A 22,774-nucleotide genomic window follows, 5' to 3' on the forward strand; every position below is an offset into this window, starting at 1 on the left:
GGCGCGTCTGCGTTTCGATGCGGTCCTGGGCTGAGAGAGATCCGTCTCAGGCTGCGAAAGTTTGTTTCTGGCCCGGCTCCGGGACGGAGAAGCCAGCTTCCATATACTCGTTCAGCTTGTTGCGCAGGGTGCGGATCGAGATGCCGAGAATGCGCGCCGCGTGGGTGCGGTTGCCGAGGCAATAGGTGAGGGTATCCAGGATCAGGTGGCGCTCCACATCGGCGATGGTGTGCCCCACCAGAATGCGCCGGAGCGCCTCGATGGTCTGATCAGCGGCGGAGGATGGTGGAAGGGCCGTATTCGAAGGAGAGAAAGCCTGCTGTTCCGGCATATCTGTAGCGCTGAGCACGATTCATACCTATCTGAGTAGAGGGTAAGGATTTATGCCCAAAGTATGGTTAGGAAGATCTTAACAGCCCAGCTTCCGCCTTCATGTTTCATGGCCCAACGAAAAAGGCGCCGCCTGATGGGAGCAGCGCCTCGTCATGTTTCGCGTTCGAGCTTTAGGGCTTACTGCCGGTATTGCTGAATGCGGGTCGTCCGGAGACCGGCGAGGCCATGCTGGTCGATGGACATCTGCCAGCTCAGGAACTCCTCCGTGGTCAGCGTGTAGCGCTGGCAGGCTTCTTCCAGGCTCAGCAGGCCACCGCGAACGGCGGCGACGACTTCGGCCTTGCGGCGAATGACCCAGCGGCGGGTGCTGGAGGGCGGCAGGTCGGCAATCGTCAGGGGACTGCCATCGGGCCCAATGACATACTTGACCCTTGGGCGGTGGGGTTCGGTCATGATACGCTCACACAAAAATTCAACGACCTTTGATAGGCTCGAACCTAAACGGCGGGACTTAATGTTTTCCTAAGCCCGTCCAAGCGGTTACGAGAGTGCCTAAGCTTAGCCATAAACGTTAACGCAGGCTTATTGCGGCACGGTTTCTCTTTAAGAATTCACCGGCGATCGCTATAGAAGGGCTTTGGCCCCTCCCGTGCGCCGCCTTGAACGGCGCCTCTGGATGGAACGATGCTCAACTCACTCGATCTTCCCAAGTCTCCCGCCGAGACCCGCGTCGTCGTCGCGATGTCGGGCGGTGTGGATTCCTCCGTCGTGGCGGCTCTCCTCAAACAGGAGGGCTATGACGTCATCGGTATTACGCTGCAGCTCTACAACCACGGCGAAGCCGCGCACCGCAAAGGCGCCTGCTGCGCCGGTCAGGACATCTACGATGCCCGCCGCGTGGCGGAGGCTATCGGCATTCCCCATTACGTGCTCGATTACGAGGAGCGCTTCCGCGCGGCCGTGATCGACCGCTTCACCCAGAGCTATCTGGCGGGCGAGACGCCGATCCCGTGCGTGGAGTGCAACCGCTCCATCAAGTTCCGGGATCTCTTGGAAACAGCCAGGGAGCTCGGGGCAGACGTGCTCGCCACCGGCCATTACGTGGCCAGCCGCCGTCTGCCCGACGGGCGCCGCGCCCTACACCGGGCTGCCGATCCGGATCGCGACCAGAGCTACTTCCTGTATGCGACGACGCCGGAGCAGCTCGATCTGCTGCGCTTCCCCTTGGGTGAGCTGCCCAAGGAAAAGACCCGCGACCTGGCCCGCCAGTTCGGGCTGGCTGTCTCCGAGAAGGCTGATAGCCAGGACATCTGCTTCGTCACGCAGGGGCGCTACAGCGATGTGATCGAGCGACTGAAGCCCGGCGCCGTGCAGGGCGGCGAGATCGTCCATGTGGACGGCCGCGTGCTCGGTCACCATCAGGGCATCATCCACTACACGGTGGGCCAGCGGAAAGGTCTCGGTCTCTCCGTCGGCGAGCCACTCTACGTGGTGCGCCTCGATGCCAAGGAGGCCCGCGTGGTGGTGGGTCCCCGCGAGGTCTTGGCGACCCGTCTCATCACCATCGCGGATGTGAACTGGCTCGGTGATGTGCCGCTCGAAGCCTTGGGCGAGCAGGGGATGGAGGTGGCCGTGCGGGTCCGTTCCACCCGCGAGCCGCGCCCGGCGATCTTGCGATCCACAGGAACCGTCACTACGGTCGAGCTGTTGTCGGCGGAAGATGGGGTTTCCCCCGGTCAAGCCTGTGTCATCTATGAGAGCGATGCTCCGCGGGCACGGGTGCTTGGCGGAGGCACCATCGCCCGCACTGTTGCCGAAGCCGCTTCCGCCGCGGCTTGAGGCTTCCCTCAGAAGGAACCCGTATGACGGATGGAGCGACCACGGCCCTGATGCGCAAGGCCTATGCGCGTTGGGCGCCGATCTATGACCTCGTTTATGACAAGCTGACCGAATCGGCCGCTCGCGCTGCCGTGAACGCCGCAGTCGCCTGTGGCCCTAAGGTTCTGGAGGCTGGCGTCGGCACCGGCTTGTCGCTCGGCTATTACCCCAAGCATGCCGAGGTTTACGGGGTCGATCTTTCCGAAGACATGCTGCGCCGGGCGCAAGAGAAGGTCGAGAAACGCGGCCTTGCCCATGTGAAGGGCCTGCAGGTCATGGACGTGACCAAGCTCGGCTTTCCCAGTGCGATGTTCGATGCGGTCACCGCTCAGTTCATTATTACCCTTGTGCCGGAGCCTGAGGTTGCTCTGTCTGAGTTCGCCCGCGTGCTGAAGCCCGGTGGCGAGATCGTGCTGGCCAATCACTGGGGACAACCCTCCGGCCCCATCGCGGCCCTTGAGGAAATGGCGGCGCCGATTGCCAAGGCTATCGGTTGGAGTTCCTCCTTCAAGTCGGCCAGGGTCGAGGATTGGGCCCGCAGCACCGGCAACATGGAGGTGGTCGAGCTGAGGTCCCTTTTCCCAGTCGGGTTCTTCAAGCTGATGAGAATCAAGAAGCGGGCTTGATGGCCCGCTCTTCTTTTGTGCGTTAAAGCATCGGACCTAAAGGTGGATTCCACTTTTGGGTCCGATGCGTCCTTTGCCAGAGGAGTGCATCGTCGGGGCGGAAAACCGGGTCCACTCTTCCGCATGATGCGCCGGTACGGAAAGCCCGCGGCGTGACTTTCAGGGTTCTGGCCCTATTTTCCTTGGCGCAAGCCCCTGCACAAATTCAAGAAAGTCATTCCCATGCGCCTATTCATGTTCACTTCCCAGGCCAAGGAAGATCTGCACGCTTTTGCTGGCGATGAGTCCGGCAGCAAGCTGCCTGCCAAGTACGGCCCCTGGGGCTTGACCGGCACCCTCAGCTCCCGCGAAGCTCCGCCACACAAGTTCTCGCGCCGGACCATCGAACACGCGATTTCCACCGAAGGATTCCAGCTCTGGCGCATGAAGCCCAAGGGGTGACATGAAAGCCGAAACGGAGGAGAGGGGACGAGCCGGCTCGTCCCCGATCTGCTGGCCCGGATCCCGCGGCTACAGCATCGGCCCCAAAAGTGGATTTGCACTTTTGGGACCCATCCGATGCTTTCTCCTTGAATGAGAGCATCGTTGAGAGCGGAACCGGAGGTCCGCGTCAGCGAAAACCGGATCCACTTTTCCGCACGATGCTCTAGCTTGCGCTTCTGGCGCGACGATCTTGGCTTTGCCGTCCTGTATAAGCGGCCCGAATGCGGCTTCGCCTTCATCGATCTCGACGGCACATCCCTGATGCTGGAGCAACGGGATCCCGCGGCAAGAACTAGGAGACGGGGGCATTCGAACGCCCTTTAGGGCGCGGTATCAATTTCGAGATCCGGGTCGAAGATCCCGACGGCATTCTCTCCCGCCTGTCCGCCGCATCCTGGCCTCTCAATATATGGCGCCTGAGGACAAGTGGTACCGGGGCGGTGCCGTCGAGAGGGGACAGCGGCAATTCCTGGTGCAGGATCCGGACCTAGTCCGTTTAGCCAACTCCCTGGGTGAGCGTCCCGCTTGAATGCTGGAGGCGACAAATTCTTGAAAGAGACTGCGCCTCTTTCTTGACACTGGGGCCCAATCTTCCCTATATCGCGCATGCCTGACGCGGGGTTCGCCCCTGCGGCCTGGGGCGGAGTAGCTCAGTTGGTCAGAGCAGAGGAATCATAATCCTTGTGTCGGGGGTTCAAATCCCTCCTCCGCTACCATTAGATTAACCTGCTAAGTCAAAGACTTAGCAGGTTTTTTAGTGTCTAAAATTTGCTTGATGCCTACTACAACGCATCTCACCGGAAATACTTATTTTACAATGGTTTGCAACAGTGGCTATTCGGCTCCGTGCAACACAAACGCAACATCGATCGGGGCAAGTGTGACCTTATCGGGGGGCCTAGGAGGGCAATGTTCGCTAGTGCAAGGGAGGGAATTTGTGCGCTCACCGGCGCATTGGTTTCGTGTGTAGATGAAGAACTCTACACCTATTCTGGAGGCGCAGCGCCAACTCAGCTTCGCCCGAGTTCATCAATCCTGCTGAGGCGGGGCCAAGCGGCCTTGGTGCCGGTACTCCAGCGAAGGATTCGTAAAGTTCAGCGGTGTTGCGTTCTAAGCAGAAGGTCGCGGGTTCAATTCCTGCCGGGGCGTCGACGCAGTCGATAACTTGTCAGAAGGGCTTGCTCGGTGCTTCAAGTACTTTGCTGCTGTGGGTACGCCGCGAGTAACAGATCCAAAGAGAAAATCGACGAAAGGCCCTTCAAGTGAGTCCAATCTGAAAGGCACTCAGGGGACAGATTGAAAGCGCACCAAGGAACCAACTTATGATGCTCGGGCTGAATCTCCCCTCGGATGTCTGCTAGATAGTGCCCCCCTGTTGAGTTCGAACCTACCTGCGTGTTTCGAATCGCAGATTCTTGAAACCCAAACGGGGAGAGCCATAGCATCCTTCTACAATGTGGAACGGCAGCGCCCCCAAACCAGTGGCACTATTAAGACTAGAAAGCGCTGCGTTGCGTTGTACGATGTCTGCTCAGAATTTCAGGAAGTCGGGCGGAAGAGGAGCCAAACAAGACAAACCGAAAGCTTTCGAAGGTACCGCAACCAGGATCCAATACTTGGAAGACCTTTATCGCGGATGCAATTGCCAAGCCGCGAGAACGGCGCACTAAAGAGGAACGGGCAGCAGTAGTAATGGCTCACGCGGAGCGTACTTCTAAGCATTAGCCGTGGCGTGGAAGCAAAATTACCTTGTTGGCTGTAAGCTAGCTATGATACCTGTGGCGTTATTTTATTAACGCTATCCGGTTTCATTCTGTCACGTTGCGGTTGCACACAAATCTTCAAAAACTTGTTCGATACAGGATCGGGCCGAGCGCCCTGCGGTCCAAATGCGTCTTGTAGCTTTCCTGGTGTGCTGACTCGGCTACAGGCAGCAACTGTTCGTTTTAAGAAGTTCGATTAGTTAGCTTAATGCGGCAAGTGGCGCGCTAGAGGTCGACAAATGGTGGCTCCTAACTGCTTCTTGGTCCGTACTCAGGTTAACCTGGACACTTGGGTTCCCTGATTTCTTTCCTGCAAGAAATAACGGGTCGGTATGTCTCGTCGCATGGAAAGTTATACTGCGGGTTACCTTTGCAAAACAAGGATGCTTCTGATCGTGGGTGAAGCGTCTTCAGTTTCGCACCCTAAACAGGCCATTTATAGCATTTCATTGGGCTACTAAAGTTCTAAGCCTTTCTCTCAGGGCATTTGTCAGGTGGGAGGTAGGAAAATTAGGGACCCTGGGCTATGAAAGCACTGGGGGAATTCATTCCGAATGATCTATCTTGACGCGAATGCCACGACTGCGGCATCCGAGAGTGTAGTAGCCGCCGTTTTTGCTGCGATGCGGGGGGCGCTAGGGAATCCGTCGAGTATTCACGCAGCCGGAGCTGATGCCCGCAACGCTATCACAAGGGCGCGCGACGAGGTTTGCCTCCTCATTCCTGGGGCATTGCCGGAGGGCGTGATCTTCACCTCTGGCGGCACTGAGGGTAACAATGCCGTCCTCCGCGGTATCCCAAACGTCACTATTGTCACCACCAACGTTGAGCATCCGTCTGTCCTCCGCCCTGCCGAGGCTGCGAAGGAGCACTGCTCGGTGCGGGTGGGCAGGGACGGCACCGTCGATCCACAGGCCGTTGCCGACGTGCTGCCCCCGTCCGGCGAGGTGATCGTCAGCATCCAATGGGCCAATAGCGAGACGGGTGTGATCCAGCCCATAAGTGACATCATTGGCGCCGTGCGCGCACGGCGTCCCGATACTTTCATCCATGTCGACGCTGCCCAAGCCATCGGGCGCATCCCGATCCGCATCGATGGAATCGACGCACTCACTTTCTCTGGCCACAAGATCCATGGTCCGCAGGGCACAGGCGCCCTGGTGCTCGGGGACCCCGACGAAACCCGCCTAAAGGCCCTGATCCTCGGGGGCGGGCAGGAGGGCGGTCGGCGCTCGGGCACCCAGAACGTCCCTGGAGCGGTTGGGCTGGGTGTCGCGATACGCGAACGGGAGGAGGCCTTTGAGAGCGCCTCGCGCGCACTCAAAACGCTGCGGGACGTCTTCGAGAGGGCGGTCCTTGAGGTCGTTCCCGGCTCTAAGGTGAACGGTGGGGGCAGCCCGCGCGTGCCGAACACCAGCAATATCCTGTTCCCAGGCATTGAGGCGATGGCGATGGTCGCGCGGCTCGACCAGCGCGACGTTGCCTGCTCCGTCGGAGCCGCCTGCTCGAGCGGCCGGCCGGAGCCGTCGCACGTGCTCTCGGCAATGGGGCTTTCCGAGGATGAAGCTTATTCGAGTGTTCGCTTCTCATTCTCGGTCATGAACTCGGTCGACGAGGCGCTGCGCGCAGCCGACATCGTCGCGCAAACTGCAAGGGAGTTGAGATGAGGGCAGCCGCCAAGGATGCACGCCTACCGTTTGAATTCGGCAGGCACGAGACATTCGCCATTAGAGAAGGTTGGCTTACCAAGGGTCTCGCTCGGTTCGACCACGAGAACGGCTTCAAGGCCGACCTCGAGACCGCTGACGCGCTCGGTCTCGGCAGTCGCATGGTGAAGTCCCTCCAGTACTGGCTCGATGCCACTGGGCTGCTCAAGGCATCCGAGGGAAAGAGGCGCAAGGAGAATCAGCCCTCCGCGCTGGCGGAGACCCTCAAGAAGCACGATCACTACTTCGAATACCCGATCTCGTGGTGGATCGTCCACATCATGCTCGCGCGCAGGGACGGCAGCGTGTGGAACTGGTTCTTCAACGAATACCAGGAGCGGACCTTCGATCGCACGGCATGCGTCGACGCCTTCGCCAAGCACGTCCTCGACAAGGCGAAGAATCGGACGACGCTGGCCGTGATCCAACGCGAAGTCGCCTGCCTTCTGATGTCCTACGCGAAGCCATCCGCTAACGAGCGCCCCGATCCCGAGGACACGAGCGCGTGCCCGCTGCGGAGCCTCTCGTTGCTCGTAAGACATTCCGACACGAACCGCTTCGAGCGGACACGCCCCCTCGACCGCATCCCACTAGAGGCATTCCTCGCAACCGTGTCCCTCATGGCGAGGGAAATGGACAGCAGCGATATCCCCTTAATCGACCTCCTACGCCGTCGGAACTCCCCCGGTCGGCTCCTCGGCATGGATGGCGATATGATCGACGAGATGGCAGCACGTGCGGCCAACCGCTACCACCAACAGGGCGTGAACGTCACTCTCCAGGGCGCCACCCGCACGATCAGCATCCCGAGATTTGAGCCCTACGAATGGCTTCGACTGCATTTCGCAAGGATCGGATGAACTCGATGACCCATCATTTCCTCCGCTCCGTCAGCATCAGGGATGACCTCGCGGTTCCGTCGCGGTTCGACCACTACCATCCAACCTCGCGTTCGCTCAAAGTGGCGCGCGCCGTTCTCTTCGACAGCACCACGATGGTTATCGCAGCCTACGGCAGCGGCAAGTCGCTTTCCGCCGGCATCGGCGCGCTCGCGGTCGAGAATGCGCCGGAGAACTGCGCCCTCCTGCGCTCGATCGCGGATCGCATCGCCAGTGTCGATCCGGATCTCGGCAAAGAGATCAAGGAGCGGATCGACCTCGGCTCCAAGGGGAAGGTCATTGCCCTTTCGGGATACGTGAGGGATTTCCCCAAGGCCCTAGCCGCAGCTCTTGGACCACACCCCGTGGAGGATCTCGAGCAGGTTCTCTCGACGATGTCGCGAATGATGGATTACGACCGCGTCGCCATTATTTGGGACGAGTTCGGACGCCATCTTGAAGGCCTCGTCACCGAGGGGCGGACCCGTGAACTCGACGCAATCCAACGACTGGCCGAGTGGACATCGCGGTCGGGCCGCAAGAAGGATGGCCCCACGGTCAGCCTGACCCTCCTGCTCCACCAAAACCTGCTCGCCTATGCCGGGAGCGTGAACCAAGGCACGCGCAATGAATGGCGCAAGATCGAGGGGCGCTTCACTCCCGTCCGCTTCATCGAGGATAGCCGCGAACTCTACGGTTTCGTCGCATCGATCATCAACGGCCGCCGCAGCGGCCTGAGGGTCGACCGAAAGAAGCTGATCCCCATCGCCCAGAAGGCGGTCGATGCGCGCTGGTTCGACGGCATGGCTGACGCGGACCAGGTCGCCGATCTCCTCGCGAAGGTGCATCCCCTGTCTGCAGGCGCGCTCCAGGTGCTTCCCCGGCTCGCAGCCCGCGTCGCGCAGAACGAACGCAGCTTGTTCTCCTTCATCGAGGAGGTGGACCTCGACTCCCGCGTGGGCATGCTTGAGGTCTATGCCGCCTTCTCTGAGGCGATGCGATCGGACGTGGGCATCGGCGGCATGCATCGGCGCTGGGTCGAGGCGGAGAGCGCGCTGAGCAAGGCGGAGGACGAGGTTGAGCGCGAGAGCATCGCCGCAGCCTTCCTGCTCCAGCTCGGGGCCTCCGGCGAACGTCGCCACCTCCCAATAGCGGTCCTTGAGCTTGCGGTCACCTCCAAGGGGTATGCCACGGACCGCGTAGCCAAGGCCCTCGATGCACTCATTAAGCGCAAGCTCCTCCTTTACCGGAAGCTCAACGACGATGTGTCCATCTGGCATGGGGCCGATGTGGATATCGCCTCGCGCCTCCTGGAGGAGCGGGAGCGCCGGGCAGCGAACTTCAACCTGCTCGCCTTCCTCAATCAGCACCATCCGGCGCCATTCGTGCGTCCGACTCGGCACAATGCCGAGACGGGAACGAGCCGCTACCTGACGGGCATCTACGCCACCCGTGAAACCCTCAAGGATATCCCGGAATATCCGGAGGTCGGCATCTGGGGGCGCATCGTCTACGTGCTCTGCAACTCAAAGGAGGATGCGCGCGCTGCGAAGGCATTCGCGAAGCAGAACAAACTCAAGAGAACCGTCATCGTCGTGCCAAACGGCGGTATCCAGGTGTTAGAAGCTTCCATTGAGGTGGAGGCCCTTGCGGTGCTGCGTCGTGACGAGACGCTACTCGCGGAAGATCCGCTGGTCGCGCAAGAGCTGGACGAATTGCTTGCGGTTGCCCGACGGCACCTGACAGTCATCCTTCACCGACTGACGACGGACCGTCCCACCTCTGCCACTTGGTATGCAGACGGAGTGGATCTCAAGCTCAGTGCCCATCTTCCGGCCGGGGTCAAGGTCTCGGACCGAATGAGCACGTGGTTCAGCAAGACGCCGTACATCATCAACGACCAGGTGATGCGGGCGAACCTGTCGCGCCAGATGCAGACTGCGCGCGTCCGCATGATCACGCGCCTGATGGAGCACTCCACCAAGCCGATGCTCGCCTACGAAGGTGACACCTCGGCGGAGTCGTCCATCTACCGTACGGTGCTCCAGCATACCGGCCTTCACTACGAAGAGAGCGGGGAAGGGCGGTTCACCGAGCCTGAAAGACTCAAGGATGAGGGCCTAAGAGAGGCTTGGGGGGAGGTCAAGGAGTTCTTCACGGAGCCCGGCGACAAGGAGCTGATCTCGATCATCAAAGCGCTCTCCGGACCGCCGATCGGTCTTCCGGCAGGCGTCATTCCGATCATCGTGATGGCGGGCTACCGCGCCTTCGGACGTACCGTTTCGATCTGGACGGACGACGTTTATGTTCAGGACGTGCTCGGATTCGACTCGACCCGCATGTTCCTGGAGCCCTCCCGCCATAAGATCCAGGTCCATCAGTTTGATAAGGACATTGAGACGTACCTGAGGGAGGTCGCCCACACCTTCTCGGGCGAGCATCCTGGTCCTCATGATGAACTGGTCCGCATGGCCTGGGATGCGATCCGCTCCTGGCGCGCAGGCGTTGCCGACAGCGCGGTCCGCTCGAAGCGCCTCCCGCCCGAAGCTCGCATGCTTCTGCGCGAGCTCAACGAGGTCAAAAGCCCACCCGACTTCCTGCTCCAGTCTCTGCCGGACAGCTTAGGGCAAGCTCTGGAGGGCAACGAGCGGTACGAAACCACTGTTAAGCGGCTCTTCGAGGCGCGGAACCAGATCGACCGCTTGGTCGACGGCTATCTGCGAGATGCCGTCGAGGTCATCATGGACGTCCTCCGGCTCGACGGGGCACCGAGTAGCATCGAAAGCGTTTGCGAATGGGTATCTTGTCTTGACGTCGACGCATCACAGTTGCGAAATATGTTGCGCCAAGTCGAATGGACCGTCGTTCGTGATGCCAAGGCTATGGTCGAGAGGCGACTGACGACCGAAATGCTCGCCCGGACCATCAGCTCTATGCTTCTCCAACGAGGCATCGAGAAGTGGCAGGACGACACGAAGGAACTGCTCCGTAAGGAATTGAGGGCCTTCCGGGATCGGGTGGAGGCGGCGGCACTCGATGCAAAGGAGCCATCGGAGGCGGTGGCACCGATCATCAAGGCCCGCATCCGGCAACTTCAGGCACAGTTGGACCGGATCATGGGCGCACAAGGAGGGAACGGGCAATGAGCATCGCAAAAAGGATGGAAGAGGCTGCCCTTGACAAGGAGGCCCGACACATCGTCCCGCTCTCAGGTGGCAAGGACAGCACCGCGCTGGCGATCTACCTGTCGCAGACTTATCCCAACCTCCCGTTTGAGTACGTCTTCTCCGATACGGGAGCGGAGCTACCCGAGACCTACGAGTACTTCGAGCGGCTTGAGCATGTTCTCGGCAAGAAGGTGACGAGGATCACCGCGCTCGAGATGCTCGGCGTTTCCGAGAAGCACGGACGCTCCCCGTTCGACGTGATCCTCTACGAACACTACTCGGGCTTCCTCCCGAGCCCGCGCTCTCGTTGGTGCACTCGGATGCTCAAGATCCATCCGTTCGAGAAGTACGTCGGCAGCGACAAAGCGTATTCGTACATCGCGATCCGCGCCGACGAGAACCGCTCGGGCTATCTCGGCAAGGGCAAGTCCGTCCTCCTCTCGGAGGAGCCGAACATCACGCCCGTCTACCCGTTCAAGGACGACGGGATCACCATTGAGGACGTGCAGCGCCTGCTCGACGATACGGGCCTTGGACTTCCCAAGTACTATGAATGGCGTTCGCGCTCGGGCTGCTACTTCTGCTTCTACCAACAGATCGGCGAATGGCAGGGCCTCAAGGAGCGTCACCCCGACCTATTCGAGAAGGCAAAGTCCTACGAGCAGGGCAAGAACGGCCGCAAGTACACGTGGGTCGACGGGCGCTCTCTGAACGATGTCGAGAAAATGCCCCGTCGGGCGATCAAGGCCAAGTCCGACGAGGAGGGCTGCGCAATCTGTCACCTCTAGGGAAGACAATGGATAATCCGCTCATTGGACTATTAAGGACCTACGGTCCGAGTGCCGCCTCCTCGTCGTTGTTCGACGAACACGTTCGGGATGAGGTGAGAAAACACAAGGTTAAGGAATTCGAGATCCCCGCACCCAACGTCAAGATCATCGCTGACATCCTGAAACAGGATGCGGCGCCTTCCGTGATCCTCACGGGAACCGCGGGCGACGGTAAAACCTACCACATCCGGAAGGTCTTCCTCGACGAACTCGGCGGCCCACAGGACCAATGGCCGGGCGACGTCATCAAGAGCATCAAACTGCCTAACGGGCGCGAGTTGCGGATCATCCGAGACCTCACCGAGGTTCCCAAGGACCGCAAGAAGGCGGAAATTAACGACATCACGAGATGCCTGCTGGGTGAGGAACCCAACGTCTCCTACTTGGTCGCGGCCAACGACGGCCAGCTCCTGATGCTGTGGCGGGAGGCCTTCGAGGATGGCGGGGCTGATGCCCCACGGCACGAGGCAGTCCATGATATCTTGGCCACCATGATGCGACAGGAGGATAGGCAGGACAAAGGAGGACGGCTAAAACTAGAGCTCATAAACCTCAGCCGCGAAACTCGCGTGGAAATGATCGACGAGGTGATCGATGCTATGCTCGGTCACGAGCATTGGGAGGCCGGCTGTTCCCGATGCCCGCTCGCCACGAGCCAATATAATCCCTGTCCGATCCTTCTCAACCGCGCCCTGCTCAAGGGCGACCCGAACGTGAAGGAATCCGAGCGCTTCCGGCAGCGCCTCAAAGAGGCCATCGATCTCGCCTCCGCCAACGACAAGCACGTGCCGATCCGGCAACTGTTCGCCTTTGTGTCGAACATCATCCTTGGTTCACGTCACAACCCGGATCACCCACTCCTCGACTGCAAGGAGGCCCGCCAGGTCGCCCGGGACAAAGCTTATCGCCGCACGAATCCGTACAACAACGCCTTGGGATTGAACCTCCGCGAGGAGAGACGGCGCAACAACGCCATTTTCTCGATCATGGAGACGTTCGGCCTCGGACACGAGACGAACAACGCGATCGACAACCTACTCCTCAACGGGGAGCCGAAGTCGGTCATCGAGAGGCTCGGGAAGGAGGATCGCTTCTACGGGGACGAGATCTTTTCGGAGCAGCGCAATCGCTACATGCGGGGATCTCACGACGCCCTCGACCGAAAGTCCTTCAGCGAGGCCATGGAGACGCAGCGCCGCAGGCTGTTCTTTAGGATGCCGCAGGACTCAATCTCTGGTGTGAAGCCGGGTCCGCTCGACCCATGGGCGCTCACGATCTTCCAGCATGCCGGGCTGTATCTCGCCTTCCGGGATGCCATGGAGCACGGCAACAACAAGGCCCTGATCGACAATGTTATGAAGGCGCTCATTAAGGGCCTCAATCGCACGCTCACGGGCATGATGACCGAGGATGGCGACCAATTGTGGCTCGCCGGATCTATCGGGAAGACCGATGACCCAACTGGGCGGATTGCATTGCAGGCGCCGATCTCAAGGCTGCCTGGAGGCGGCTTCTTCCGCATGAAGGTGGAGCATTCCGGGGCGAAGCGGAGACCCTACCTAACGATCGGTCTGTCCACCCAGTTCGCGATCTCGCTGCCGATGAAGCCACCGCAACTCGACCTGAGGCTCATCATCTTCGAGTACCTCATGCGCGTTGCGGCCGGAAGCCTGCCATCGAGTTTCTCGCGCCAGTGCCACCAGGAGGTCCGGCGGTTCGCTGTCATGCTCTCGAAGGAGCTTTCGAAGCTCAACGGCGCGAATGACAGCCAGATCGGCATCCTCTCGATCAATGAACAAGGCACTATCCAAAGTCGGAACATCGAGGTAGCGCAGTGACCGTCGAGATCAAAACGCAAGTGCTGCTCCCGAAGCAGGCACTGCCCCTCCCGGAGGGGCTTAACGTCAGCACCATTAAGAATTGGCTCGAATACGGCATCTGGGGCCTCGTTCTCTACGACAACCAAGCTCCTTGGTTCGCGCTCATCGAGTGCATGCAGATCCTCCACTCACTCCATCAAGACGGGAAGCCCCTGTTCCCGGGACCGACTAAGGACATCCACGGCAACCTCGTGCACGAACGTGACGAGTACGTCGCGCCAATTAACAAGAACCTGCGGCACCTGCTCTTCAGGGATCGAGAGGTCATGAAGTTGAAGGAGGTCCAAACCTCTGATCCCTTGCGCCTGTGGGGGATGTTGAGAGCGAAAACGCTCGAGGACACGGGCGGGAAGATTGATCTCGGCTACCTACAACATGCGTTCAGTGATTTCGATACATTCGCTAACGCTTTGGACCTCCTAAGGTCTGCCGAGGTCGAGAGCTTCGGCGCGCAGCGATGGACCTCGCGGCACCTCCTTCCGCTAGGGCCAAACATGCTGTTCGCAGACATCGACGAGAACGACAGGAACGACCGCCTGATCTTCCGCCGCACGGGCGAAATCCTGTGGCTGATGATGGGCCGTGCGTCCGTTCAACTAAGGACGCGCCTCACCGAAATCGTGAGGGATAGGCTTCTGATCCCCGATAATCCTTGGAACCGCCTCGCGGGCAAGATCGCTCACGAGCCTGGTAAGAAGATCGAGACCGCTCGCATGACCACCGGGTACCTCCCGATGCCATGGATGAATGTGTACGATAGCCTCGCGGAGGACTGGTGCTCGCTTCTGTCAATCTCGGGCATGCCCGTCGAGATGCTCCTCGACCCGCTGATGCGGCTCTCAGGCCTTCACCAAATCATCTACGTTCTCCGGCGCTGCGAGATGGAGTTGAACGGCACTCCGTTCCCGCCGCTCGTCCTTGACATCTCCGGGTCGGCGCGGCGGAACCCGATCCAGAAGCTGTCCGCTGACCTTTACGACAACCACCGCAAGCTGCCCCTGAGAGCGGCCGAAGCCTATCTGGACGATTACACCTCCTCTGAGGAGTGGATCGCGGTCCTGGACCGGATCAGTCGCAAGATCGATGCCTATAATTTGGTGGACAGCCGATTCCTTTGGCCGCGAGGCAAGTCGCCGCCTCTGGAAGCGAACATTTCTGAGCCGCAGGAGCACCTCGGCGGGGTATTCCATGCCTACCAGAAGTCTAGCCACACGATTTGGTCAATGATCGCCAACCATGGGCGAAAAATCGGTCTCGTGGCGGCACGGCAGAAGGCGGGCACCTGGTACTATCCGAGCGACAGCTTCATCGAGGCTCTCGTCCTCGCCAACGTGACGACCCCAATGGAGATCGGACAGTTCCTGCGCAAGCTCCACCAGCGCTACAACATCGTGATCGGCGCGAAGCAGGCCCGCGACAGTTTCGGGGACGACGGTGTCTCTCTCGAGCCGTTCAACGCGAACCTGGCACGGTTGGAAGAACGCCTCGGCATTCTGGGCTGCATCGATCGCAAGTCCGACGCCTGCGCCTTCGTCGTCAATCCGTATTACTCATAAGCCGATATCCCACTGGAACTGAGCGATGAACGCACTGGAAATCATTGGCGACCTTGCCGCCGACCGGATCAAGGCCATCGTCGACGGCGAACCCGACGGTCGCGTCACCTATGCCATCATCGGCCTCTCCAAGGAGGTCACCTCGGCGATCGCGCTGTCGATCTCGAAGCTGAAGGATCCCGCCATCCAGGTGGCCATCCACCGCTCCCTAGCAACCCCCGAGGTTCCCGGCGCGCTCGGCACGGACGATGTCGCGATGCACTTCAGGAACTCGAAGGCCTTAGGAACGCGCGCCGTTATCTTCTCAGTTCCGGTCGACGAGGTGGAGGTCGCCCTCCAGAGTTTCGAGGACGTTGAGCGCATCAACACGACATGGCTCCTCGATCCGAGCCAGTCACGCCGCTGGGCCGAGAAGGCGCTCTACGCTGCCGATCCCGACACAGTGATCAATTTCGGGACGATTATCAGCGGACTTCTCGCCTCCGACATCGTGGTCTCGGAAACCATGCTAGGGGAGTTCGTCAGCGGGGTCGCCGATGCAATGTCGGGATCCCAGGGGCTCAGGCTGCTCGAGGCGGTGAACCATGCGCTTCCCGCCTTGCGGCTCCCGCGGCAGATGCTCGACCTAAAGGGCGATCCAAAGACATTCGCCCAATCCGCCGAAAGCCATTTCCGCCGGGCCATGGAGGCCACGCGCTCGCACTTCTTCCTGAAGTCGAAGCATGGTGACTTCCAATCCGTGCGCGACCTCACCCAACGGATCAATGACATGACGACACTGACCTCAAGGGCCGTCAACGCCCTGAGGGCGCTCGTCAATGACCGTGAGATCAAGAGCGGCTCATGGACGGAGTCCCAGTGCGCGCTTGCCGAGATCCCGTGGAACGAGGTGGCGCCGTTCTTCGTCGACAAGCAGAAGGACACGAAGCTCAGGCTTGGTGACGAGACCGAGCAGACCTTCAACGCGCACTATCCGAGCGTTCTCACTAAATCCGATATCGACATCCTGCGGGAGGTGAAGTCCCCCACTGCGCAGGCCGGGCCGCAGCATGAGGATTTCTTTGTCCGTCACAGGGAGCGGCTGCGGAGCCAACCCAAGCTCTACAAACGGTGGGAACGTTTCGTATTCAACAAGCCTATCGAGTGCGAGGACCTGATGCTGGGCCTGATCCAGCTCGCCCACGCCGCAAACACCTCGGGGGATTTGGAAGATCCCGTTCTCTACATCAAGCTACGCGAAGCGGAACGGCTGCCATTCTGGGACAGCGAAAAAAACACTGACCTCTGCCTGTACCTGCGGGATCGGTTCCGCGGCCTCGACAAGCTGATGGGCAAGGAGGTCGCCATCGACTTCGGCCTTTGCTGGAAGAGGGATTGGGAGGCGGAACTCAGCGAAAAGGTCAACAAAACGGGCAAGTCGTTCGTCGAGTTCCACTTTGAAGCTTACCTCGTTCCGTCGAGCCTCGTGCAGGGAGGCAGGGAGCCGAAGGCCAGCGAACTGCAAGGGCTCAGCAAGGCCCAAATGATCTGGCGGCCAGGCGGGAAGACAATCGCGAACGCCTTCTCCAATGATCTGAGGCGCATTCTGCCTGACGGGAACGGGGAAGCCTTCCTGCTCGCCGGACAGGTCGCGCAGGCGCGGCACGGACGCAGCGGCATCTTGCAAAGCATTAGGCTCGACCATGTCGAGTCGATCCGGGACGTGCGTGGCGAGAACTCGGGCGCAATGGCGAACCCTGACAGGGCGGAATTCCGCATCGACCAGATCTGGCCGGAGAGGCTCAAGGCACATGCTGCCCGCGGGATCATCTCCGCTGCGGGCCAAGAGGCTCTTCTCAACGCCTTCAACGCTTTTCGCACGGCCTACACCAAGGCCATTAAGGCCCTCACAACCCCGTCGGGTGATGGCATCGCCAATGATGCGTTGATCGAGCAGGCCATTCGGTATGGAGAGCTGCTCGGACTGCTACGCGTGCACGCCCGCTCCCAGATGGGCGTGCACGATCTTTGGGAGCCCCTCCTGCACGTCGGCACGGCCGAGGTGTCGGCCGAGCGGAGGGGCCTTATCGTGACGCCATGGCATCCGCTCCGTTTGGCGGAGATCGCCGCGAAGGCAGGTCAGAGCGCGGAAATCATTCGTCACATCGTGAACGGCACTGCGAGCAAGTCCGTTGCCGTCGACGACTTCATCAGGGACCGCATCACGAGCCTTAGTTCGACATACTATGCCGATGTCGGCGTGATTCTGGGCGACAAGCCTTCCGTGGGCGTCGAGATGAGCCGCATCGCGGATTACTCCTTGCTCCAAGCACCGTTCGCGAGCGACCCAACCGTGCTCGCCGACGATCCGGGCAAGGAAGCCGTCCAGGCCTTCGGAAAAATCGCCGAGGAGTATCTCAGGCTCAAGCCGCACGAGCGGGCAAACTTCTCCGTCGCGATCGTCGACGCGGAATCCGAGGACCTGCCCGTCGCCATGGCAAACCATCTCGCGGCGCAGATCGAGGACCACGACGACCTACGCTGCGACCTCGTCGTGACGCATGAAGATCCAGGCAAGCTGCGAAAGATCTATGAGCGGCAGAACCGCCGCATCGGCCACGAGATCGATTCCTCAATGACCAACGAGACGGTGCGGACGTTCCTGTCGCGCCTTCGAGTGGGCATCATTAGCCCGCAGCCGATCACCTCCGACGGGGAAACCAAGACCCACGACATCGTGCTCCTCAATGACGTGATCGCACGCACGGCGAAGGTTTCATGGATGAAGACGGAGGTCGAAGACGCGCCGGACCTCGCAACCCACGTGCCCGTGGATTTCTCAAGGCGCCTGCCGTACCGCATCGGTGCCGTCTCGACGGCGGTCTACTTGACCGCGCCGAGCCAACCGCCCGTCGCGCAGAACTACATCGACATCATCCACGACGTATGTGAGGGGCAGCCCTACGATGACGGGGAACACTTCCTGCCGATCCAGTCGGTCAACTTCCGCGCGAGCGACGTGGTCGACAAACTCGCACGCTCCCACGCTTTGGGGAGCTGGGTAATCACCTACGACCGCATCGCTGACCGCAGGCTCGTGTCAGCGTCAGACAACCTGAGGGTCCTTCGGTACCACTCCTCGCCGCGCGCGATCCACAACGTAATCGTGTCGACCGAGATCTCGAAGAAGTACATCGGCGAGCGTCTGCGCGATGACCTGAAGGAGATCCTTCCCAGCGCCGATAACAGCATCCTGGAAAGCCTGGTGCACGCGATTCATCGACGGGCCGCGAGCCTGTCGGGCGGGATCGTCATGCGCGCCGCCCAGTGGGAGAACAGCGCCAAGGAGCTGATCGGGGTGGTCGCGTCGCAGCGGCAACTCGACCTCCTGATTGGCGGGCAGGGCCCCCACGAAACGGCGTGGTTCTTCCTCGACGAGTTCAAAGCATGGCTCGACATCCAAGGTGAGATCTCGGACATCCTTGCGGTGAGCCTCGTCAACGATGGCGAGCGCCCGCGCGTGCTAATCACGGTCGTGGAGGCGAAATGCGTGGCGGAGTCCGCCCTGCAAAGCGAGCGGGCGAAGTCGCAGCGCCAGCTCGAGACCACCTACGAGGCGATCAAGAACCGCTTCGTGACCGCTGATATGGCCGTGGACGCAGGCATCTGGCGCGGCCGCCTCGCGGACATGCTCCTTGAGCACATGGATCCGTTCGAGCGGGTGGGCGACATCGACTACGACAACTGGCTGAAGGGCATCCGGTCGGGACGCTTCCCGATCGAGATCTCCGGCCACTCCATCGTGTTCGCCCATGACATGCAAATCACGCTGGATGCGGAGCCAATCGTCGCCGATCTCGACCGAGAAAAGAAAATGCGCCGCCGCATCGCACAGTGGGTCTTCGGCCGCGACATCATCGTCCACACCTTCCAAGCGTACGAGAAGGTGGACGCGAATACTGTCCTGCGCGTACCCCACGAGTGGCCAGGAGCGGAGCTCCTCCAGCAGACGGAGACGACCACCGCAAGCGAACCCCCAGAACCGATCGAGGAGAACCCGCAGGTCGAGTTGGTTGCAGCCGTCATGGATCCCGTTCCGGACGTGAGGCCCGAGGATACTCCACGGGAGGAGGAGCCACGGCAGCCGGAGGCTGCTGTCGCCGAGCCTTGCCCGCAGGGATGGCTCCCCGAGGTGTGGGAGGCGGTGAGAGCCATGCACCGCGCAGAGGATACTAAGGAAGGCGAGGAGTGGCTCAAGGAAAAGGTCCAGAAACTCAAATCCGCTTTCCAGGCCGAGAACATGAACGCGCCAGTCGTCGGGCAACGGCTCACGCCGAACTCCGGCCTGATTTATCTCGACGGAAAGGCCGTCACGACCTCCTGGATCGAGAGGAATCAGACCGATCTCCTCACCAAGTACGCGCTGGATATCAGCCGCGTCGTGCCAATGCCGGGGAAGATCGGCATTGCGATGAAACGGCCGACGCGGTCCATCCTCCATCTGTCGGAAGCGTGGATGCGCCGCGAACTCGACGAGGTATCCCCGTCGATCAATCTCGCCCCGGTCATCGCCGAGCGAGAGGATGACGGCTCCCTGTTCTATCTGCCCTTTGCGGATTCGTTCGCGGGGCAGGAGAAGGCTGCGCCGCACTCGATCATCTCGGGCACCACAGGCAGCGGTAAGGGTGTCCTTGCCAGCAGCCTCATGCTAGACCTGTGCGCCTTTAACGACCCGAGGCGTATCATCCTCCACCTGATCGACCCCAAGCGCGGTGTCGACTACCGCTGGACGAAGAAGCTCCCGCACTTCCGGGAGGGAATCATCGAGAACAAGGAAGAGGCGGTCGCCTTCCTCCGCTATCTCGTCGACGAGATGGAGGAGCGATACGATCGGATCCGCGATGCCGGGGTCCAGAACATCGACCAATATATCCAACTACCCCACGAGCCGCTGGACATGCCTCGGATCGTGGTCTTCTTCGACGAGGTCCCGAACTGGATGCAGGACGAGGAGTTCAAGGCTGCTGCCGAGCCGCTGATCAATGAGATCGCAACAAAGTCCCGAGCCTCCGGCATCCACTTGGTCATGATCTACCAGCGCGCCGACAACCAGGTCATGACCATGCAGCTCAGGACCAATCTCGGGAACAAGCTCGTCCTCAGGCTGGGCGACGAGGGAAGCTCGAAGATAGCGATGGGCGATGCGTCCGCCTACAAGCTCCTCGGTAAGGGCCATATCATCGCGAAGCTCGATAGCGATGACAAGATCTACGGCCAGGTGCCGTTCATCGGTCCGAGCGAAGTCGGGAAGTTGGCGGACGCCATTGGGAACGCTTGGGAAAACCGCCTACCGGAAAGGCTGAAAGGCATGCCCGTTCCGCCTTGGCAGAAGGAACACGCCTAGCTCCAGGACGGGAGGGCCGCCGGCTGGCAGCGAACCGGTAGCCTTCCCGTCAATTCCCTCTTCAGGAGTCTCGAAAAAACCCGATCCGGCGACTATCATTTATGCCTCGAGTTGAAACGAGGTCAGATTTGGCGTCCCCATCCCAATCCGTAGGCAAGCGCGTCGGGGGCTTTCTCTACGTCCATAGGGATGCGCTCGACCTCATCGACCCGAAGCTGTCCCAACTCGTCGCCCGCTGTGCTGAGAGCGTTCCCGATCTGCCGTGGAATGTCGCGAAGCTGTCGCCGAGCGAGGTGTCCCTCCTCGTGTACGAGGACTTTGACAAGGCGGCCTTCCCGGCCCTGCTGAAATCCGCGAAAGTCGATCCCGTCACTGGCTACGTCACGAAGAGAGACTACGAGGGACGCGACAGCCCTCCCATCTTGCACCGCAAGGAGATATTGCTGCGTCCGGACGACCCGCGCATCCCGAAGTTCAGCGCGCTCACGGCTGATGCCGAGGCACACGGGTTGTTCAAGAACTCAAACTCCATCGGTACGAAGCGAAAGTGGGAGGAGAGACTCAAGGAAGCCGGCGTGAGGGTGATGGGCCAAGTCCTCTTAGCGATTAATGACAGCCTAGTTGATGTCGCGCGGCACCGGACTGCCATCGCGCGGCGGGACCTCTCCCAACCGATGCAGCTCATGATGCGTCTGGGGATCATCCGCCGCGAGTTCAGCATCTTCGACTATGGTTGTGGGCAGGGCGATGACGTGGCCCTACTCCAGGGTAACGGCTATGAGGCATTCGGCTGGGATCCTCATCATGCCCCTGATGGGCCGCGCCGGAAGGCTGACGTGGTCAATCTGGGATTCGTCCTCAATGTCATCGAAAACCCGCACGAGCGGATCCAGACGCTCAAGGCCGCATGGTCCTTTGCGAAACGCGTCTTGACGGTCGCCGTCATGCCGGCTGGCAAGTACCAAGTTTCCGGACTCACGCCATACAAGGATGGCTTCCTGACTAGCCGAGGCACGTTCCAACGCTATTTCTTGCAGGATGATCTGCGGGAGCTAGCAGCCGCGACCACAGACATGACCCCAATCTCTCTTGCACCTGGGATTGTGGCACTGTTCCGCGACAAGGAATTGGAGCAGGAGGTCGCCTACCGAAGGCGGTCGCGTGCCTCTATTCTTTCGGAGGCGTTTCACGACGTACCGCGACAACGCCCCTCCACTGCAACTACGGTGGCGCCACCGATCAGGGATCGCATTGCTCCACAGCTCAAGGCTATTTGGCGGATAGCCCTCGACCTTGGCCGCCACCCTGACGCGTCGGAGGTGCCGCCGGAGGTCATCGGTGCGTTGTCAGAAGCCCGCGTCTCATTCGAACGGGCTATTACCCTGTGCATCGAGAGCTTTGACCCTAACACTCTAAAGGAGGCAACTGAAGCAAGGAGAGAAGACCTGCTCGTCCACTTTGCCATATCGCTGCTCCCAGGCGCCCCACGTTACGCGATGCTACCACGGTCAATTCAAAGGGATGTCCGGACGTTCTTTGGTAGCCACTCCGCAGCGATGGAGAAGGCGAGGGGGCTCCTATTTTCCGTTGGTGATCCGGGGAAGATTAAGGCCTCTATCAAGGGAGCACTTGAGCAGGGCCTAGGTGGGGCCTGCAACGGGTCCTTCCGCTTTCTTTCGTCTGTGCTTCCCCGAATGCCAGCAGTAGTCCGGGTCGTTGTTGGTTGCGCTGAGGTGATTGAGACTGACCTCGGCTCGTACGACTTTCTGGAGATCGCACCCGACGAAGGCCTTGTGCGCGGACTCCGCTGCGACGATGTCACTAAGGCGCTTCCAATTGTCGTGGAGATCGTTGAGGTCGATTTAAAAGCTCTACGCCGAAAGAGAAAGCAACCGAAGGGAATGGTCCTATACCTCAAGGGCAGGTATCTCCCTTCAGATGATCCCGCACAGGCCGACCAGCAAAAGATTGATGATAAACTGATACAGGCCAGCATTGTCTCGACTGATGGTGTCGGGCCAGACGCTGCGTCATTAGCGCGGATGCTAATGTCTACTAAAAGCCGCACGAAGACGTGAGGGCCGCACGGCATCAGTGCTCAGCCTCTACGAGCTCCGCGACTCGTCACCAACGGCTAGAGCTGTTTCCGCCAACGTAGAGTCAACTCTCTTCTTTGGTGCGCCGCATTTTTGAATGGCGAACCGGGTCCACTTTGCCGAAAATGCTCTAGGCCCAGAAGCTCTGATCACATCAACATATATGCAAGCGTGAGCGATGAGTATCTAAAACTC

At 60.3% G+C, this 22,774-nt stretch carries 12 protein-coding genes, 1 tRNA gene and 1 pseudogene; 12 read left to right on the forward strand and 2 right to left on the reverse strand.

Annotation, left to right across the window (positions count from 1 at the left end):
* Positions 1-46: 46 nt before the first annotated feature.
* Both DC522_RS18995 and DC522_RS19000 read right to left on the reverse strand, forming a co-directional pair.
* Positions 47-328 (reverse strand): annotated as a pseudogene (locus DC522_RS18995) (helix-turn-helix domain-containing protein); the annotation flags it as partial.
* Between the two features lie 182 nt (positions 329-510).
* Positions 511-786 (reverse strand): DUF1153 domain-containing protein, encoded by a 276-nt coding sequence (locus tag DC522_RS19000; RefSeq protein ID WP_009763782.1) that lies wholly within the window; start codon positions 784-786, stop codon positions 511-513.
* A 231-nt stretch (positions 787-1,017) separates the two neighbouring features.
* On the opposite strand from DC522_RS19000, the gene mnmA reads away from it, so the two are divergent.
* The 12 genes from mnmA to DC522_RS19065 all read left to right on the forward strand — a co-directional run bounded on the left by mnmA (position 1,018) and on the right by DC522_RS19065 (position 22,561).
* The gene (gene mnmA / locus DC522_RS19005; protein ID WP_116530236.1) at positions 1,018-2,172 is read left to right on the forward strand and encodes a tRNA 2-thiouridine(34) synthase MnmA; all 1,155 of its coding nucleotides are present in this window, start codon (positions 1,018-1,020) and stop codon (positions 2,170-2,172) included.
* A 23-nt stretch (positions 2,173-2,195) separates the two neighbouring features.
* Positions 2,196-2,837 carry a class I SAM-dependent methyltransferase gene (locus tag DC522_RS19010; RefSeq protein WP_116530237.1) on the forward strand — a complete coding sequence of 214 codons (642 nt, stop codon included), beginning with the start codon at positions 2,196-2,198 and terminating at the stop codon, positions 2,835-2,837.
* 234 nt (positions 2,838-3,071) lie between these two features.
* Positions 3,072-3,278: a hypothetical protein gene (locus DC522_RS19015; RefSeq protein ID WP_245444312.1), complete on the forward strand. Its 207-nt coding sequence runs from the start codon at positions 3,072-3,074 to the stop codon at positions 3,276-3,278.
* A gap of 681 nt (positions 3,279-3,959) precedes the next feature.
* Positions 3,960-4,036: transfer RNA gene (locus DC522_RS19025), tRNA-Met, on the forward strand.
* 1,601 nt (positions 4,037-5,637) lie between these two features.
* Positions 5,638-6,750 carry a cysteine desulfurase family protein gene (locus DC522_RS19030; protein ID WP_116530239.1) on the forward strand — a complete coding sequence of 371 codons (1,113 nt, stop codon included), beginning with the start codon at positions 5,638-5,640 and terminating at the stop codon, positions 6,748-6,750.
* On the forward strand, positions 6,747-7,649 hold the full coding sequence (locus tag DC522_RS19035; RefSeq protein WP_116530240.1) for a DUF4007 family protein: 903 nt from the start codon (positions 6,747-6,749) through the stop codon (positions 7,647-7,649). Before DC522_RS19030 ends, DC522_RS19035 begins: the two co-directional genes overlap by 4 nt.
* Positions 7,650-7,654: 5 nt before the next feature.
* Entirely contained in the window at positions 7,655-10,813 is a 3,159-nt protein-coding gene (locus tag DC522_RS19040) for a hypothetical protein (RefSeq protein WP_116530265.1), read from the forward strand.
* A complete protein-coding gene (locus DC522_RS19045; RefSeq protein ID WP_116530241.1) occupies positions 10,810-11,622 on the forward strand; it encodes a phosphoadenosine phosphosulfate reductase family protein in 813 nt (270 codons plus the stop codon). Before DC522_RS19040 ends, DC522_RS19045 begins: the two co-directional genes overlap by 4 nt.
* 8 nt (positions 11,623-11,630) lie before the next feature.
* On the forward strand, positions 11,631-13,502 hold the full coding sequence (locus DC522_RS19050; RefSeq protein ID WP_116530242.1) for a hypothetical protein: 1,872 nt from the start codon (positions 11,631-11,633) through the stop codon (positions 13,500-13,502).
* Positions 13,499-15,100 (forward strand): hypothetical protein, encoded by a 1,602-nt coding sequence (locus tag DC522_RS19055; protein ID WP_116530243.1) that lies wholly within the window; start codon positions 13,499-13,501, stop codon positions 15,098-15,100. Before DC522_RS19050 ends, DC522_RS19055 begins: the two co-directional genes overlap by 4 nt.
* 25 nt (positions 15,101-15,125) lie before the next feature.
* Positions 15,126-20,483 carry an FtsK/SpoIIIE domain-containing protein gene (locus DC522_RS19060; RefSeq protein ID WP_116530244.1) on the forward strand — a complete coding sequence of 1,786 codons (5,358 nt, stop codon included), beginning with the start codon at positions 15,126-15,128 and terminating at the stop codon, positions 20,481-20,483.
* A 128-nt stretch (positions 20,484-20,611) separates the two neighbouring features.
* Complete coding sequence (locus DC522_RS19065) at positions 20,612-22,561, forward strand: DNA phosphorothioation-associated putative methyltransferase (protein ID WP_165820212.1); 1,950 nt, start codon at positions 20,612-20,614, stop codon at positions 22,559-22,561.
* Positions 22,562-22,774 lie beyond the last annotated feature (213 nt).

This window comes from Microvirga sp. KLBC 81 (assembly GCF_003075415.1).
Classification (GTDB): domain Bacteria; phylum Pseudomonadota; class Alphaproteobacteria; order Rhizobiales; family Beijerinckiaceae; genus Microvirga.

Coding starts and splice junctions, on each gene's coding strand:
- DC522_RS19000 (WP_009763782.1), bottom strand. CDS start 786: ATGACCGAACCCCACCGCCCAAGGGTCAAGTATGTCATTGGGCCCGAT.
- mnmA (WP_116530236.1), top strand. CDS start 1,018: ATGCTCAACTCACTCGATCTTCCCAAGTCTCCCGCCGAGACCCGCGTC.
- DC522_RS19010 (WP_116530237.1), top strand. CDS start 2,196: ATGACGGATGGAGCGACCACGGCCCTGATGCGCAAGGCCTATGCGCGT.
- DC522_RS19015 (WP_245444312.1), top strand. CDS start 3,072: ATGTTCACTTCCCAGGCCAAGGAAGATCTGCACGCTTTTGCTGGCGAT.
- DC522_RS19030 (WP_116530239.1), top strand. CDS start 5,638: ATGATCTATCTTGACGCGAATGCCACGACTGCGGCATCCGAGAGTGTA.
- DC522_RS19035 (WP_116530240.1), top strand. CDS start 6,747: ATGAGGGCAGCCGCCAAGGATGCACGCCTACCGTTTGAATTCGGCAGG.
- DC522_RS19040 (WP_116530265.1), top strand. CDS start 7,655: ATGACCCATCATTTCCTCCGCTCCGTCAGCATCAGGGATGACCTCGCG.
- DC522_RS19045 (WP_116530241.1), top strand. CDS start 10,810: ATGAGCATCGCAAAAAGGATGGAAGAGGCTGCCCTTGACAAGGAGGCC.
- DC522_RS19050 (WP_116530242.1), top strand. CDS start 11,631: ATGGATAATCCGCTCATTGGACTATTAAGGACCTACGGTCCGAGTGCC.
- DC522_RS19060 (WP_116530244.1), top strand. CDS start 15,126: ATGAACGCACTGGAAATCATTGGCGACCTTGCCGCCGACCGGATCAAG.